Origin of the sequence: Paenibacillus sp. FSL K6-1230 (assembly GCF_038002385.1) — a bacterium.
Taxonomy (GTDB): domain Bacteria; phylum Bacillota; class Bacilli; order Paenibacillales; family Paenibacillaceae; genus Paenibacillus; species Paenibacillus massiliensis.
Genome location: NZ_JBBOCK010000001.1, coordinates 6158706 through 6174854, shown reverse-complemented (window position 1 = coordinate 6174854; position 16149 = coordinate 6158706). Strand labels below are relative to the sequence as shown.

Below are 16149 nucleotides of genomic sequence, written 5' to 3'. Positions count from 1 at the left end.
CATGTTGGAGCAACTGAAAGAGGAAGTATACCAAGCGAATCTGGAGCTACCCAAGCAAGGGCTCATCAAATATACCTGGGGCAATGTGAGCGCTATGGATCGTGAAAGCGGTCTGTTCGTGATCAAGCCCAGCGGCGTGTCTTATGAGAACATGAAGCCCAGTGACATGGTCGTGGTCGATCTGGACGGCCAAGTTGTCGAAGGAGATATGAGACCTTCATCCGATACAGCGACACACGCCGTGCTGTATAAGCATTATGCCGAGATAGGCGGCATCGTGCATACGCACTCCACCTGGGCGACCGCCTGGGCACAAGCGGGGCTGGATGTACCTGTCATGGGAACGACACACGCTGATACCTTCTACGGCTCAGTACCATGTGCCCGTTTCCTGACCCAGGAAGAGGTAGACCGTGGCTACGAGGCAGAGACAGGCAGGGTGATCATCGAGACATTCGAGGAGCGTGGGCTGGATATTCTGGCCGTGCCCGGCATTTTGCTGCAAGGTCACGGGCCATTTACCTGGGGCAAGGATGCCAAGTCAGCGGTCATGAACAGCGTTGTACTGGAGGAAGTGGCGAAGACGAATCTGTTCGCTCGTCAGTTGAACCATTTTGCACCAGAGCTGCCGCAGCGCATATTGGATAAGCACTATTTGCGCAAGCACGGCAAGGATGCCTATTACGGGCAGAAATAGCTGCAACCAGTGGGGTTGAATGATCTTACGAGCATTGTCGTTAGCGGAAAGTGGGGAAGCCCTAGAGAAACGAAGTTGAAAGCTTTTTGCAAAAAAGCTGCTTCGGAAGCATAGACTCCGCCTTTAAGCTTGCTGTTCAACCGTTACTTATCTTAGATGACGGAACAACAAGCTTAACAGCGGTCGACAGGGCTCCCCGCTTGCAGCGGCTCTACACTCACTTACATTTAATCCGATCGAGAAACTACATTCTAAATATTGAGTCCATATCCTAGAAAAGAGGTAGAATGACCATGACAACCGCAGTGAAAAAGGAATTCTGGTTCGTTGTAGGCTCCCAGCATTTGTACGGGGAAGAGGCATTGGCGGAGGTTAAGGCACATGCGCAGGAGATGACAGATGCGTTGAATCAAAGCGGCATCCTGCCTTATCCACTTGTGTTGCAGGATCTGGCGGTCAGCGCAGACAAGATTACGACGATTATGAAGGAAGTCAACTATCGCGATGAGGTAGCCGGAGTCATCACCTGGATGCACACCTTCTCCCCAGCAAAAATGTGGATTCGCGGAACCAAGCTGCTGCAGAAGCCTTTGCTCCACTTGGCTACTCAATACAATGAGAGTATTCCTTGGGCCACCATTGATATGGACTTCATGAACCTGAATCAGGCTGCCCATGGAGACCGTGAATATGGATTCATCAATGCTCGCCTGCGGAAGCAGAATAAAATCGTTGTAGGCTACTGGGAGCGCCCAGAGGTACAACAGCAAATTGCAGATTGGATGGACGTAGCTGTAGCATACAACGAGAGCTTCAGCATCAAGGTAGCCCGCTTCGGGGACAATATGCGCAATGTCGGCGTAACCGAAGGCGACAAAGTAGAGGCCCAGATTCAATTCGGGTGGACCGTAGACTACTTTGGCATTGGAGACCTCGTGCAGGTCGTGAACGCTGTGAAGGACGAGGAAGTCGACGCATTGTTCGCTGAATATGCAGAGCTGTATGAATTTGATTATGGCACCAACAGCAAGGAATCCTGGGAGGCTAGTGTAAAAGTACAAGCCAGATACGAGATTGCCATCAAACGCTTCCTGGATGCAGGTGGCTACAATGCCTTCACTACGAACTTTGAGGATCTGCATGGCATGAAGCAGCTCCCTGGTCTGGCTGTGCAGCGTCTGATGGCACAGGGGTATGGCTTCGCGGGCGAAGGAGATTGGAAGACGGCCGCCTTGGATCGTCTGCTCAAGGTCATGAGCCACAATGAATCGACGGGCTTCATGGAGGATTACACCTATGAATTGGCCGCGGGGCAGGAGGCCATCCTGCAATCCCATATGCTGGAGGTAGACCCGTCACTGGCTAGCAGCAAGCCTAAGATTGTCGTGTCTCCACTAGGCATTGGCGATCGTGAAGATCCAGCTCGTCTGGTCTTTGATGGTAAGGCTGGAGACGGTGTCGTGGTGTCCATGGCGGACTTTGGCACACATTACAAGCTCCTCATCAACGAGGTTACCGCTTTCGAGCCGACTGTACCGGCTCCCAAGCTCCCTGTAGCTCGTGTGCTCTGGGAGGTCAAGCCGAACTTCCAAGACGGCGTAAAAGCCTGGATCGAGAATGGCGGCGGGCATCATACCGTGGTCTCCCTGAATCTGACGACAGATCAGATTGTGACGTATGCGAAGCTGGTGAACCTGGAGTACGTCATCATTAAGTAATTAGTTGAGGTAATTCTAAGTAATTATAAGTAAGTAATCCTTGGGTTAGTCTACTTCGAAGGTAGATACGAAGGAATTAGCTTACGTGGCCCGAGGAGAAATAGGCCTATATAGTATCATAATGAGGACCGTCACCGTGTGCAGTTGGTATAATAACCAATAGCAGTGGTTGCGGTCCTTTTTCCTGTTCCAAGACGTCCAATGTGTAAGGGGACGAAATGGTAAAGGAAGCAGCGGAAGATCAAAGGGGAAAATGAAAGGATATTACAGGATGTCCATGGAAGATAAGCTCAGTGAGGAATTGCGGAGTAATATGGTTGAGAGTAACGATTTGCTGGAGCTAAGAGAGCTCCTTGTTACCTTCAAGGATAAAGGCATGTCAAAGGATAGCATGTATACATGCCTGAATCAGCTGAGAGGTAGCGTCGAAGAGGATGACATTATACTAGAGCTGTTAGATTTTGTTGTGGGGTATTGTCGACCTGAATTGGACCTATTCAAATAGCTGTATATACCTCAAAATACTACAATTAGAAGGGGCGGGGGAATTCCATGTTCCTAGATACATTGAAGAACCAGTTAGCTCAGCATCAATCCTTATTTATCGGGGAGTCTACGGCATTTCGCTGTGCGGTCATGATTCCGTTGGTCCAGGTGGGGGGCGAATGGCATGTTCTATTCGAGGTCCGCTCCTACACGATGCGCAAGCAGCCTGGTGATATCAGCTTCCCTGGGGGGCGTATTGATGCGACAGATGCATCACCACTCGGAGCCGCTTTGCGAGAGACTCATGAGGAGCTGGGGATTGATCCCGAGTCGGTGCAGATTGTAGGACCGTTAAGTCCGTATGTGGCCTCGCCGTCCTTCGTAGTCTATCCCTTCGTAGCGAAGGTGGATTACGACATGATCATTCATGCGTACAATAGGGATGAGGTGGAGGAGGTATTTACGGTGCCGCTCCAGTGGCTATTAAGCTACGAGCCTTATATGCATCAGGTGTCGGTTGAGCCTGTGCCCGCACCCGATTTTCCTTACGACAAGATCATGAACGGGGCCAACTATCAGTGGAGAACTCGGCCCATTGAAGAGTGGTTCTATGATTACCAGAGCTATACCATATGGGGCTTAACGGCCAGGATTCTAAAGCATTTTATAGAGATTATAAGGTAGCGTGTTGCTTTGCTTGCAGACCTCTCTTGAGTAAGTCAGGGGAGGTCTGTTCATGGTACCTACTTGTACATCCGAGTAATCGGATGAAGTACAAGTACTGGTTGTCCAATTATAGGGTTATCCTATAAAGGCTATTTGTATTATATATTTGAACAATAATACATTGACACTTATGATACCCTTATAGCTTACTGATCGTTCATTGAATTCATGATTAGTGGGAGATTCAAGGGAGGTAGGGTGAAATGTCGATATACCAATTCCAAGTGAACAAGATCGATGGCGGCTCCGTTCCATTAACTGCTTACCAGGGCAAAATTCTAGTGATCGTCAATACAGCAAGCCAGTGTAGCTATTCCCGTCAATTCGCTGATCTTCAGCAGCTTTACGATGGCTACAAGGAGCAAGGGTTAGAAATACTCGCCTTTCCCTGTAACCAGTTCAACGATAAAGAGCCGGGCAGTAACGCTGAAGTGGAGCAATATTGTAGAGGCACTTTTGGCGTGACGTTCCCACTGTTCGAGAAAATAGAAGTGAGAGGACAGAGTGCACATCCATTATTTCAATATTTAACGCAGCAAGCACCATTTCAAGGCTTTGATCTTCAGACTTCGAATGGTCAATGGATGGATAATTTTTTGCAAAATAAGTACCCGGACATCTACGCTGGGGATGGGGTTAAGTGGAACTTCACCAAATTTGTGATTGATCGTCATGGACGTGTACAAGCTCGCTTCGAAACGACGACGGAATTGATAGAGATTGAGCCGATTATCCAATCGTTGCTTTAGCCATAATTTTGCTCCGTCCCACTGACTAGGGAACCCACTCGGGTTGCGGCAGGATTACCTAAAAAACTCATCCTTTCGCTGATTTGCCCATTCATCTATCCTGAAATAACATGGTCCAGGTCTATGACCGTATGATGTTATGGAAGCCTCGAATTTGCCGAAGGGAAATTGACGCCTTCTGTGACATTTCATCTTCTGCTGGTGCAGCCTGAATTGGAGGCAGATCCAAGCTTAATGCGGTCCCAATCGATAATGAACAGCTGTCCATCGTCGGCAACAATAACATTCTGTGAAGTAATATCGCCGTGTATCAATGTGGGACGCAGTCTTTCCTTCGCCAAAAGGTCTATAATCTCCGGGCTCTTTAATTCCGTCTAGGGCCGATCCGCAAGCTGGTTACAGGATGGGCCGAGCCTTTTATACCATGTGTGGACCCAGCTATTCGTTTGGCTTGCTGCTGCCATCCGTCTGCGAAAGAGACGGTCATGGTTCTGCCATATGCGGATATGATCGTAAAAGGGGCTTTTATCGGACAGGAACGACTGGATGCTGCATGCAAGGAGGAAAGGGCCCGTCCGAGCTTTTCGAAATCCTCTTGATTGTCCATGCTTCTTCCATTGATCCATGTGGTGAAATATAAAACGGCAATAACAAGCTCTCAGGATGGTTTTCCCAAGAGCTTGTTGGCTAGCACGATTACACCTGTCTTACAACATCATCCGCATCGGTGGCGTAGGCCAGATCTTTCTGCGCTTCCAATGCGTCCAGTCTCTTCAGCAGGGCGGCACGGATCTGCTCATAGGCGTCGCTCCCCAGCGCCATCCGTAATGGGCCCTCTCCCTGATCTACACGCTGTATGATTTGCTCTGCCATTTTATCCGGGTCGCCAACCACCATCTGATTGAATGCGCTCATATCGATGCCCGGCAGCTCGCCCTTCATGAGGCTGACAAATTGGCCAGCCTCCTGGTCCCGATATACATCCATCCGTTCTCCGAAGACGGCATTACTGGTAATGAAGTTCGTACGAATGCCTCCGGGCTCCACCATAGTAGCCTTAATGTGAAATGGGGCTGCTTCCCTGGCGAGCGCTTCGAAGGCTCCCTCAACGGCCCACTTGGATGCACAGTATAGTCCCATGCCTGGAATGGAGTAGTGTCCTGCCATGCTTGAGATCTGTACGATGTGCCCGCCGCCCTGCTTGCGGAAGTGAGGCAGGATGGCACGCGCTGCACGGATGGAGCCTAATACATTCGTCTGGAACAGATGCTCGATCTGCGTGTCGCTTGCTTCCTCAACAGCGCCATACAACCCATAGGCTGCGTTGTTGACAAATACATCAATCGTCCCCAGCTCGGTGAAAGCATGCTCCATCACTTCTGCAATCTGCTGCGGATTCGTCAGATCCAGATTAGCCTGCCACAGCTGGGAGCCATACTGCGCTTGCAGCTCATCCAGTACACCCGGCTTGCGGACCGTTGCGGCGACCCGGTCGCCCCTGTCCAGCAATCGCTGCGTTATACGTGAAGCTAGGCCGCCTGAAGCACCTGTAATAAGCCATGTCTGCATATACCACACAACCTCCAATCGTTGTAATCCTCTGTATCATATAGACAATTGGAGGCAGCTAACCACAGCATGCTTATACTATTAATGCTAGTAACAGGCTAACGAGAAGCGTCCTCTTCCAGCAGCCGCAGCAGTCTGTCTTCCGTGCCCGACCCGGACACGGGGACAAAGAAGCACCAATGCAGTCCCGGATCGTTGTCTATAGCAGAGGCGGAGTGGATGACGAACTCCAGCTCCTGACCGCCAGGAAGACGAAATAAAGCCGTGGCTACGCGCTTTTGCTTGATTTCATAGAGCTCCCAGTAGTAATTGAACTGTGCACTTTCTCGTCGTAAACGTTCGAACCGTTCCATGTACAGCAGGTTGTCCTTGAAGCGCTCAAAGCCTGCTCGCATGACCGCTGCGCTGTAACGGGCAAAGTCCTCCCAATTTACCAGCCTTTCGCGGTATTCCGGGTGCAGGAACGTAATGTTCATCATATATCGTTCACTCTCCGGCAGGCTGCCGAAATCCGCCACGATCAGCTCCGCAGCCCGATTCCAGGCGATCACATCGGTACCTTCATCCGTGACGAAGGAAGGATAATGCAACTGATCTACGATCTGTTGCAGAAATCCGGTATTCCTTCCGCCACTATTCAATGTGGTACCTATACTAGCCGGGTCCATACCGGCCAGATCCAATAGATGCTTCTGCTCATCTTCGTCAAGCTGTAGCGCAGCGCCAATACTCAACAGCACCTCTGGCGAAGGGTTGACCTCTCTACCCTGCTCCAGCCAGGTATAGTAAGTCACACTGATGTTGGCGAGATAGGCGACCTCCTCTCGCCGAAGCCCCGGCGTGCGTCTGCGTCCCGGCAGCGGGTCAATGCCTGCTTCTCTGGGCTGCAGCCGTTCCCTGCGCGACTTGATGAATTCGCCGAGCGTGGATGCATGACGGTTTGTTTTCATATAGATCACCTTCCTTTCATACACCAGCCTATTGCACTGCTAATCCTCAAACACAGAACGAACAATCATAGATACGGTATCATCATATAGCTGAATGACCTCTTCTTCGCGCCCCAGCTGCCCGCCCAGATATAGATGAATCACCCCGTGCAGCGGTGCCCAGATCAAGCTGACCATCAATGTAACATCACGCTCATGCCCCTCCCGGGATTGCTTCTCTGCAGCCCCAATCAGGGCCGATACTTGGCTGAGGGCGGTCGTTATCCCCTGAAGGCTATCCTCATCTGGCTTGAACTGGGCAAAGGCTCCCCCGAACATCACCTGATAGAAGCTGGTATGCTCTTGACTGAACCTCCAATACGCCTCGGCAAGCCGTCGCATGTCGTTGGCAGGATCACCTGTCAATGAGACAGCTTCGAACATCTGAGCGAGCACGCGACAGCCTTCCAGGTAGAGGTGCTTGGCCAGGCCTTCTTTATTGTCAAAAAGGTTGTAAATAATCTTGGTGGAGCATTCCATTCGCTCCGCAACACGACGTACGGTTACCGCTTCGGGGCCTGCCTCTCGCAGTAAAGCAATGGCTGCCTGAACAACGCTTTGACGTAAATGCTCCGAATGCTGCTGTCGTGCTTCCTGAAGCGTGGAGGCGGTTGTCTTCAAACTTTGTCTAGACGAAGAGTTCATAGCGATTCATCCTTATTTTACATTTGAGTTTTTCATAGGAAACACTGTTACTACCGAGCATTGTACTGGCTTTACGATGGTGGGTCAAATGTAATGAAACTTGTATGGGCTCCTAATGGCTGTTGACAGGGATGATCACATTGGGTTACATTGTTATCTATAAGAAACAGTGTTACCAACAAAAAACTATGTTATCGAAAGGGATGAATAATTATGACAAAGCAGCAACAACGACATGGACAATGGGCATTAATTACAGGGGCTTCTTCGGGGATTGGTCAATCCTTCGCTAATGAGCTTGCTTCCCGAGGAAATAACCTTGTGCTAGTAGCCCGTTCCTCAGCAAAATTGCAGGAGCTTGCCAAGAAGCTTCAGCGGCAGTACCGCGTTAAGACAGAGGTAATTATAGCGGATTTATCACTGGCAGAAGCACCTAAGCAGGTATACGAGGAGTGCAGGAAGCAGGGAATCGAGGTGGATCTGTTGGTTAATAATGCAGGCTTTGCCACCCATGGCCTGTTTGAACAAGTGGAAGCTCTGCGTCAGCAGGAAGAGATCATGCTTAATGTCCTGGCGGTGATGAACATGTCGCACTTGTTCCTTCCAAGCATGCTACGCAAAGGTAGCGGAGCAGTCATCAATGTGTCCTCGACGGCAGCCTTTCAGCCTGATCCTTACATGGCTGTGTATGGAGCGACCAAGTCATTCGTGCTCTCCTTCACTGAGGCCTTACACGAAGAGAATCGCCAGCGCGGAGTCAAGTTCCTAGCCCTGTGCCCGGGTGCTACAGAGACTGCATTCTTTGATGTGGTCAATGCGGAAGAGGCCTCGGTCGGACGGAGGGATACGCCGGAGCACGTTGTACAGGTTGCTATGAACGCACTGGAATCGGGCAAGTCTTATGCGGTTCCTGGTGGACAGAATTATATGGTGGCGCAGCTGTCCCGTTTCTTGCCGCGAAGATCAATCCTGAGCATTGTGGGTGGCATGCTTCGACCGCGTCATTCGCGAGAGGCCACAGCATCTCAGGGCTGAGATCTTAAGTGATGTAATACCTACTCCATGAATGATACTGTGAAGCCCCTCCGGTTCACTCTTGTCTTGCTTCTGGCAAATTGCTGCTCGCTTGCTCCATGTTCATGGGGATTTCCTTCGGGGAGCCAAGGATTTAACGATATCGGTAGCGTGGGGGAGGCAGTATTCAGCTATGACCGTACCTTAACCGCACACTCCATCGCCTTTGTCGGGCTGGTCATGCCGCACATGCAAGGAAGCTGGTCGGTGTGAATTATACCTACGTCATTTCGCACATTATCAATTCTGTAGCAGCTATTAGACTAAGTGGTTGTGGCTGCTATTTACTGTCCGGTATGCTCACTATACCAGTCATTGGCCTCCTGCAGCACCTCGGCTCCGCCAGCACCCATGAACTCTTTAACGAACTCGTCAAAATACGATAGGGGCTTCTCACCCGTGATGATGGCAACGTAGGCTTTATTCTTCAGCTTCATCAGCTCGGGTCCATACCTGCTCAAGGCTGGAGTGGCAATCTCCAAGGCATTGTAGATACCGTCTCGGTCAAGCTTCTGCGTCGAGGCCCACTCTGCGCCCCGGTCTGTGGGCATCCGTGGTACCGTCATGCCAAGATTGGCGCCGATCTTGTTCTGATAGCTAAACATGCTGTTGTAGGGCGGCAGGACGATGACATCCTTCCTGCTGGCATCAGCCCATTCCCAATGCCTGCCCATGACGCCATAATTCATGGACGTATATTCGTCCAGATCGGGATTGGCACTGACGTAATCCAGCATTTGCAGAATTCGCTCCATCTTGCCTGGCTCCTTGGCGGCATCGGCCCCGATAGCCGTGAAGCTCATCAGCATATCGTAGGCCTTGGAGCCTCGTTGTCCATAGGGTCCCGTGAAGGGCTGACCGAAGGTAATTCTTGCGTCGGGTTCCTTCGCGAGCAGCTCCCGAGCATTGAAGGTTGCGTCTACAGGTGACTCTTCCGCAGCCATCCCTTCGCGGTAGTGCAAGGTCTTGTAATCGCCCTGCTGGACCCAATGATAATAATTACCCTTGGAGGTCATGCCGATTCTGCCCTGAATAAAGGCGTGCGAGAGGTGCTTGTAGCCGCCCTTGTTCTCACCAGTGATAAATTCGGGATCAATCACGCCATCCTGGTACCATTTGCGGAGGTATTGCAGAGACTCCTTCATCTCTGGCTCCAGAGCGCCGATGACCAGCTCCTGATCCTTCTTACCAAAATACAGCTGATCTGCGAAGACGATCTGACCGAAGGCGCCGAAGACGACATTCATGCCCTCACTCGATAGACCATAGGTGTCCTTGAGGCCATTGCCGTCAGGATCGCCATTCGCAAAGGCGTAGATAACCTTCTCGAACTCCTCCAGCGTCTCAGGTACCTTCAGACCAAGCGTGTCCAGCCAATCCTGGCGATAGACCACTGGAATCCGGTAGATATTCGTAGGATTCACGACAGGGATACCGTAATATTTGCCATCAATGGTGCCATAGTTCTCATAGGATGGAGCATGCTCGCGGATCGCCTTCAAGAGGTTGGGGGCGTTCTGCTCCAGCATGTCTCTTGGTATCTCTGCGAGCATGCCTTGCTGCTGATACTTGAGAAGATCCTGCGGCTGTCTTATCCTGAATAGATCAGGAATGGCTCCTTGTGCCAGCTTCATGTCGAGAAGTGACTCATAGCGGTTATTCTCAAGGTTCCATATATCCAGTCGTAGGTTGAATTTGTTCTCGACATACCGAACCATCTCGGCATCCTCCGGCACGGGGAGATTCTGATGCATCGTCCAGGAAATATGGAATTCAGGAGCAGCAGAGGCTACTGAGGCCCGAGGTTCGTCTATGTCTGTAGTGGATCTCACTACCGAATCACAGCCGCTAATGAGGCCTAGCCATATGACTGCGGCAAGAACGCCGAAGCGCTGTAATCTCTTCATTTTCATGCTGTGGAACCTTCCTATGCGTTATTCGGACTCGTAGGCTGCAGGCCAGCGGTAGATGCTTTTCATGTACAAGATGTCAGCTTCACGTCCGTTACGTCTGCTCTACGTGTGCTATGTCTGCTTTACTTGTGTTAGGTCTGCTTCAAAGTACGCAGGTAATTGCCTGGCGTACAGCCATGGATTTCCTTGAATTTTTTGATAAAATAAGCCGCTGTGCCATAGCCTACTGTAGCCGCGACCTGCTCGACGGTCATGTCGGTGGTCTCAATCAGCGCTTTGGCCTGCTCCATACGCTGGTTGGTTATATAGCTTGTGTACGTGACACCGAGTTCTTCCTTGAAGAGCTTGCTCAGGTACTTTGGACTGATATACACCTGTGCAGCTACCGCCTCAAGTGATAGATCCTCTGCCAAGTGGCTATGGATATACTCCCTCGCAAGTTCAATGCTGGAGACGGCACGTTCACTGTTGCGCTTTTCCATCTGCATCATGAAGTCGGCAACCACATCCACGAGCCAACTCCGGAACTCCAGAATATTCTGAATCTCCATATACTGATAGTACAAATCCAGCTTCCCTTGCTCAGGGTGGCTGTACCGAACATTCTTCATATAATCGGAGACGGTGAACACCGTGTTCGATAGTATAAAATGACAGTAATCCGCAGGATAGTTATCCTCGCGCATAGCGGCGACGAGCTGGTCAAGCACGATTGTGACTTCATCCGCTTGTCTGGCATGCAGCTTCTCACGGAAGCGAACGAGAATGGATTGTGGCAGCTCCTCCAGACTATGCTCTCGCTCCAGTAAATGATGATCCCGCAGAATCGGCATCTCCGGCAAGAAATACCCGTATTTCATCAAGGCTTGTGCCTTGTTATAGCTCTCATGGATGTCCGTCAGCTCCTGCACCCAGGAGCCCCACGCGAGCTGAAAGTCCAGACTGAGTTGCTGCCGTCCTACCGTGAGTACGAATGCAGACAGCTCCTCCAGTAGCAGATTGTTCGCTTCTTCGGCACCCAGTATGATCACCAGCTTTTTGTCAGGCAGCTCTTCGGCAAGGATGTGGCTTCGCGGATGGCTTAGTGAAGGACTATGCGACAGGGAAGCCTCCTCCAGCTGCTTGATCATTTCATGTACCACATATTCCATATGGCTGGAGCTTAGCCGGGCGAACACTTCTCCAGAGTTCACGACTATACAGGCATAATGGCGAAAATCATGCGGGAGACGCAGGTGACTTCGTTCATTCGACCATTCCTCACGGGAATAGCCATTGCGGAGCAGGGTCAGTATCGTATTATGCTTAATGACCGAGCTGCTCGCGAGCAGGGTCTCTTCAAGGCTTGAGACCTTATCGCTTAATCGAAGGAAGGCTGTGTCGATCAGCTTGAATTCATTCGTGACCTGCGCAGCCCCAGGATCGAGCGAATCCTTAATTTTGCCGACCAGCCGTTTGATCGGACTGTAGCTTGCTCTGGCCAGAAAGCCGGATAGTGCAATTCCGATTAGAATGACCAGCAGACAGATACCGAGAATCAGCTTCTGCACGACAATGGTCTTCTCATAATAGGAGCTGGCAGGCATGGCACTCATGATCTTCCAGCCTGTGGATGGAAGAGTCTCATAGGATACTACATAGGAGGTGTCATTGACCATATTGTGAAAACTTCCGCTCTCCGCAGAGGACATGAGGACGTTGATCACCTCAGAGCCATAAGCTGGAGTCGGCCCCTCCTGAGACAGATCGGAGATGCTGGTGCCAGAAGAATCTACTATAAACGTACTACTGTATGGAGATGGCATCATATTTTGAATGATACCGTTAATGGCGCTTTCTTTGACATCAATAGCAATCATCAGATCGGCGTTCTCGCCAGAGGCTTGAAAGGGGTAGCTGTGGGCATAAGTGATCAAGCCAGCATCATGGTTATCAGGCAGGCTGGATGGGGCATCAACTGGAGCCGGACGGACTCCTGTCCATAGGCTACTGTGCTCGTTGCTCCGCATACCTTGGACCCAATCGGCCAGCACGCTCGAGCTACTGCCTTGATCTGCTTGATATTCAAGCCCGTAGATGGAAGAGAGCAGAATATTCTGCTTCGGATTATATAGATGAATAGCATGTACGATGTCCGAGTTGCTGGCTACTTTGGACTTAAGCAGCTCCTGCAGATCAATGACCCTGCTCAGGTTGCTGTCCAGGGATGAATCGGCGAACCATCGCACATCAGCGTTCCTGTTCAGTGAGATATCCAGATAGATCTGCTGGACTCGCTCCAGAACAGATGTCTCAATTGTATGAGCTGTATTCTCAAGAATCATCTGATGCTTGTCGTGTAATTCTTGTTTGTAGTTATTGGAGAAGTATATATAGAAGACAGAGCAGAGCAGCAGTACAATGACAAGCACAATAGAAATGTAGGAAAATGCCAGATTGGCGAATACGGAATTCCACTTTTTCAAGATATACTCTCCCTCCCGCTGCGATTATACACCACACCTTTCAGGGCTTATACACAAGAAACTGTCGAATTTCATTAACGGAATGTAAAATTAGCACCTTCATTATAGACGATATTTGCTTGGTTTTTACATAAATCTTCATAAACTAGTGAGAGCATCCCAAATTGATATAAAGGAGAAATTGTTATATTGCTGTAGAGCACGCTCCGATGCTAGATTGGGGTCGAATCGTTCGATATCCAAAAAGATGGGAGCAGACAAATTGAAAAAGAAGTCCACTCGAAAGCTAGTATCTGTGACGTTGGGATTGATGTTGCTGTCCAATGGCGTTGCCTTAAATCCTTCTTATGCTGTATCGGGCGAGTCACGGACTCCATCCACGGTTGAACTACCGGCAGCTCCGGTATGGGGGCATTTTGTAGATACCTACAAAAATAATACTTCCGTAAATAAGGAGGTCTACTCGAACCCTTCGATCGGGGTATTGTCTGGCTTCCTGGAGCTGTGGACCCCGGGAGATTCCTGGGATAACGGGACAAAGCTGAACAGCAGCGTGCTGGATGCCAACATTCAGTATGTGGTCGACTTGTCTAAGACCCGTAGTGCAGCAGATGAGGAGCGAGCCTACTACGATGACCGCCGGAATCAGTCCTATGGTGCTGTTGAGGGTCTGGGGTCTTTAACTGAGGTGTACCGTGAGAAGTCCGGCACATATACGACGATTAACAGCATTCCTGAGAATGCTACATCGGTCAAGTACAATGATGGCAACGGCTCCAATAAGGCGGGAGACTCCGACTCCGAACTGGGCAAGATGGTTGACCTGATCGGGAAGCTGCGCGGTAACTATGCTTCGACTCAACAAGCAAAAAATTACTATAGCTACGCTCGTCCATACCGTTGGGCTAACGATACTTCGATCATCGTGCCTACACTGGTGCCAGCGATCAGCCAGACGCCAGCGACGGACGGAGGATTCCCGAGTGGTCATACGAATGCTTCGTATCTGGCGGCTCTGTCACTCGCCTATGCTGTGCCTGAGCGCTATCAAGAGATGCTGACCCGAGCTTCCGAGATGGGGGATAGCCGTATTGTAGCCGGGATGCACTCCCCATTGGATGTCATGGGTGGGCGTGTCCTAGCAACGGCGCTGGCTGCAGCTACGCTGAATGATCCCGACAATGCTGAGCTCAAGAAGGCAGCCTATGATCAGGCACACGAAATCTTGCTGACCGAGACAGGGACCGCAGAAGATCGCTTTACCAATTATGAGCAGAACAAGGCGCAATTCAACCAGCGTCTGACCTACAATTTCCCACAAATTACTTCGACTACGAAGCCTGTGAGTGTACCTAAGGGCGCGGAGGTCTTGTTGGAGACTCGTCTGCCTTACCTGAGTGGTGAACAGCGCCGTGCAGTGCTGGCTACTACTGGACTGCCATCAGGCTATCCTTTACTGGATGATCCAGAGGGCTGGGGACGCTTGAATCTGTTTGCAGCGGCAGACGGATACGGTGCCTTCCACAACGATGTAACGGTGACGATGGATGCCTATCAGGGTGGATTCCATGCAGAAGATCGCTGGCGCAATAACATCTCCGGCGTCGGCAAGCTGACAAAGGAGGGGGCAGGTACCCTGAAGCTGCAAGGTCGCAATACTTACTCCGGTGGTACACAGATTAATGCAGGTACCCTGGAAGGGGACTCTGCAACAGCCTTCGGTAGCGGGGATGTATTCAATAATGGGGGTACCGTTGTAGAGAATGTATATGGTGCCATGACGATTGGCGGTAACTTCACACAGACAGCCGGTAGTACCCTGGAGCTGAACCTGATTCGCTCCGATGACGTGGTCGATATCCAAGGCACCGTCCAACTGGCAGGGGCTCTGCACGTGAAATTCGCAGATGGCTATGTACCAGGCAGAGGCTCGATTACCTTGATCACGCACGGAGCGAACAAGCGGACAGGAAGCTTCGATGCCGTAACGATCACTGGCGTACCAAGTCAGTATAATGCCAAGATCGTCTATCAGACAGACAAGGTTGTGCTCTCCATCACGTCCAAGTCAAGCTCTGACAGCTCATCCGATGGCTCAGGCTCTACAGGTGGATCATCTGGTGGAACGAACAACGGAGGAACCTCGACAGGGGGCTCAACTACTGGCGGCACAAATAGTGGCGGGACGACTCCTGCGACACCTGCGGATACTGGTGCAGCGTCCGAGCAACCAAGTGGCGTGAACCCGTTCCAGTCAAACGTCATTACAAGGCAAGCTGTGCTGCAGGCGATCACTGATGCCATTGCTGCGGCAAGCAACAGAACGACATCATTCAATGATACAGCTAATCATTGGGGTAGTGAAACCGTTGGAACAGCGGTCAAGCTGGGCGTCGTTGATGGATACAGTGATGGTACCTTCCGTCCTGACGCTACGGTGACGAGAGCGGAGTTCGTAGCCATGATTGCCCGTGCATTTGGTCTGACAGCGGGCTCGGCTTCCACTGATTTCAAGGATACCTCTGCTCACTGGGCAGCAGGCTATATTGCGACGCTGGCGGAGAAAGACATTGTGAACGGATACGAGGATGGTAGCTTCAAGCCGAATGCGACCATCTCCCGTGCTGAAATGGTAACGATCATTTCGCGTGTGCTGAATCTTGAGGTATTGGCTACAGGTACGCCAGCCAGCTTCACGGACGTGAGCAGTAATTACTGGGCAGCGCAAGCCATCCAGCAAGCCTCGTCTGCTAATCTGGTGCAGGGGATGTCCGCATCCACCTTCGTTCCTCAGAATCATGCTACTCGTGCCGAAGCCTTGACGATCATTATCCGTGCTCTGAAGACGGATAGCTCTATTAGTGCATTAATTGAAGGGCTGTAATGATATTCAAATGAGTTAGAGAGAAGGGCCATATCCCTCCGCTACGGGGAGGGATATGGTTCTTTCTTTATTTAACGGTTTTACCATACAATTTTTCTTAAAAATTTCGAAAAATTATTAAAATCTTTAAGTAATAGTGATACACTAATATCAAAATCATCCAGAAAGTTGTGTGTGAGTAGGTGACACACGGATTTGTTAGGCGACTAAGCAGGAGCGCAAGCATCCTTCCTG

General features: G+C 50.6%; 15 protein-coding genes. 8 read left to right on the top strand and 7 right to left on the bottom strand.

All coding sequences use genetic code 11. The features are described 5' to 3' along the window. The first annotated feature begins 1 nt into the window (after position 1). The 5 genes from MKX74_RS27280 to MKX74_RS27260 all read left to right on the top strand — a co-directional run bounded on the left by MKX74_RS27280 (position 2) and on the right by MKX74_RS27260 (position 4376). A complete protein-coding gene (locus tag MKX74_RS27280) occupies positions 2–697 on the top strand; it encodes an L-ribulose-5-phosphate 4-epimerase (RefSeq protein ID WP_028590607.1) in 696 nt (231 codons plus the stop codon). A 293-nt stretch (positions 698–990) separates the two neighbouring features. Then, positions 991–2415: an L-arabinose isomerase gene (araA, locus tag MKX74_RS27275; protein ID WP_018883789.1), complete on the top strand. Its 1425-nt coding sequence runs from the start codon at positions 991–993 to the stop codon at positions 2413–2415. Between the two features lie 271 nt (positions 2416–2686). Continuing rightward, a complete protein-coding gene (locus MKX74_RS27270) occupies positions 2687–2920 on the top strand; it encodes a hypothetical protein (protein ID WP_341180418.1) in 234 nt (77 codons plus the stop codon). A 47-nt stretch (positions 2921–2967) separates the two neighbouring features. Next, positions 2968–3585, top strand: coding sequence for an NUDIX hydrolase (locus MKX74_RS27265; protein ID WP_341180417.1), 618 nt, complete (start codon positions 2968–2970; stop codon positions 3583–3585). Positions 3586–3830: 245 nt separating this feature from the next. Further along, positions 3831–4376: a glutathione peroxidase gene (locus tag MKX74_RS27260; protein ID WP_341180416.1), complete on the top strand. Its 546-nt coding sequence runs from the start codon at positions 3831–3833 to the stop codon at positions 4374–4376. 188 nt (positions 4377–4564) lie between these two features. Here the strand turns inward: MKX74_RS27260 and MKX74_RS27255 are convergent, their stop codons facing one another. From MKX74_RS27255 to MKX74_RS27235, 5 genes are all read right to left on the bottom strand, one after another. Next, positions 4565–4717 carry a phosphotransferase family protein gene (locus MKX74_RS27255; RefSeq protein ID WP_341180415.1) on the bottom strand — a complete coding sequence of 51 codons (153 nt, stop codon included), beginning with the start codon at positions 4715–4717 and terminating at the stop codon, positions 4565–4567. Between the two features lie 23 nt (positions 4718–4740). Then, complete coding sequence (locus tag MKX74_RS27250; RefSeq protein ID WP_341180414.1) at positions 4741–4983, bottom strand: hypothetical protein; 243 nt, start codon at positions 4981–4983, stop codon at positions 4741–4743. Positions 4984–5072: 89 nt separating this feature from the next. Next, positions 5073–5945, bottom strand: coding sequence for an SDR family oxidoreductase (locus MKX74_RS27245; RefSeq protein ID WP_341180413.1), 873 nt, complete (start codon positions 5943–5945; stop codon positions 5073–5075). 98 nt (positions 5946–6043) lie between these two features. Beyond that, positions 6044–6895: a helix-turn-helix transcriptional regulator gene (locus MKX74_RS27240; RefSeq protein ID WP_341180412.1), complete on the bottom strand. Its 852-nt coding sequence runs from the start codon at positions 6893–6895 to the stop codon at positions 6044–6046. Between the two features lie 39 nt (positions 6896–6934). Beyond that, the gene (locus MKX74_RS27235; RefSeq protein WP_341180411.1) at positions 6935–7579 is read right to left on the bottom strand and encodes a TetR/AcrR family transcriptional regulator; all 645 of its coding nucleotides are present in this window, start codon (positions 7577–7579) and stop codon (positions 6935–6937) included. A 213-nt stretch (positions 7580–7792) separates the two neighbouring features. Between MKX74_RS27235 and MKX74_RS27230 the strand changes: the two genes are divergently transcribed. Together MKX74_RS27230 and MKX74_RS27225 are read left to right on the top strand one after the other, a co-directional pair. Beyond that, complete coding sequence (locus tag MKX74_RS27230) at positions 7793–8614, top strand: SDR family NAD(P)-dependent oxidoreductase (RefSeq protein WP_341180410.1); 822 nt, start codon at positions 7793–7795, stop codon at positions 8612–8614. Positions 8615–8641: 27 nt separating this feature from the next. Next, a complete protein-coding gene (locus tag MKX74_RS27225) occupies positions 8642–8866 on the top strand; it encodes a hypothetical protein (protein ID WP_341180409.1) in 225 nt (74 codons plus the stop codon). 71 nt (positions 8867–8937) lie between these two features. Here MKX74_RS27225 and MKX74_RS27220 read toward each other — a convergent pair whose 3' ends face one another. After that, positions 8938–10566: an extracellular solute-binding protein gene (locus tag MKX74_RS27220; RefSeq protein WP_341180408.1), complete on the bottom strand. Its 1629-nt coding sequence runs from the start codon at positions 10564–10566 to the stop codon at positions 8938–8940. A gap of 131 nt (positions 10567–10697) precedes the next feature. Beyond that, on the bottom strand, positions 10698–13031 hold the full coding sequence (locus MKX74_RS27215; RefSeq protein ID WP_341180407.1) for an AraC family transcriptional regulator: 2334 nt from the start codon (positions 13029–13031) through the stop codon (positions 10698–10700). Between the two features lie 247 nt (positions 13032–13278). On the opposite strand from MKX74_RS27215, the gene MKX74_RS27210 reads away from it, so the two are divergent. Beyond that, positions 13279–15915 (top strand): S-layer homology domain-containing protein, encoded by a 2637-nt coding sequence (locus tag MKX74_RS27210; RefSeq protein ID WP_341180674.1) that lies wholly within the window; start codon positions 13279–13281, stop codon positions 15913–15915. Positions 15916–16149: the final 234 nt, after the last annotated feature.

Coding starts and splice junctions, on each gene's coding strand:
- MKX74_RS27280 (WP_028590607.1), top strand. CDS start 2: ATGTTGGAGCAACTGAAAGAGGAAGTATACCAAGCGAATCTGGAGCTA.
- araA (WP_018883789.1), top strand. CDS start 991: ATGACAACCGCAGTGAAAAAGGAATTCTGGTTCGTTGTAGGCTCCCAG.
- MKX74_RS27270 (WP_341180418.1), top strand. CDS start 2,687: ATGTCCATGGAAGATAAGCTCAGTGAGGAATTGCGGAGTAATATGGTT.
- MKX74_RS27265 (WP_341180417.1), top strand. CDS start 2,968: ATGTTCCTAGATACATTGAAGAACCAGTTAGCTCAGCATCAATCCTTA.
- MKX74_RS27260 (WP_341180416.1), top strand. CDS start 3,831: ATGTCGATATACCAATTCCAAGTGAACAAGATCGATGGCGGCTCCGTT.
- MKX74_RS27250 (WP_341180414.1), bottom strand. CDS start 4,983: ATGGACAATCAAGAGGATTTCGAAAAGCTCGGACGGGCCCTTTCCTCC.
- MKX74_RS27245 (WP_341180413.1), bottom strand. CDS start 5,945: ATGCAGACATGGCTTATTACAGGTGCTTCAGGCGGCCTAGCTTCACGT.
- MKX74_RS27240 (WP_341180412.1), bottom strand. CDS start 6,895: ATGAAAACAAACCGTCATGCATCCACGCTCGGCGAATTCATCAAGTCG.
- MKX74_RS27235 (WP_341180411.1), bottom strand. CDS start 7,579: ATGAACTCTTCGTCTAGACAAAGTTTGAAGACAACCGCCTCCACGCTT.
- MKX74_RS27230 (WP_341180410.1), top strand. CDS start 7,793: ATGACAAAGCAGCAACAACGACATGGACAATGGGCATTAATTACAGGG.
- MKX74_RS27225 (WP_341180409.1), top strand. CDS start 8,642: ATGAATGATACTGTGAAGCCCCTCCGGTTCACTCTTGTCTTGCTTCTG.
- MKX74_RS27220 (WP_341180408.1), bottom strand. CDS start 10,566: ATGAAAATGAAGAGATTACAGCGCTTCGGCGTTCTTGCCGCAGTCATA.
- MKX74_RS27210 (WP_341180674.1), top strand. CDS start 13,279: ATGGGAGCAGACAAATTGAAAAAGAAGTCCACTCGAAAGCTAGTATCT.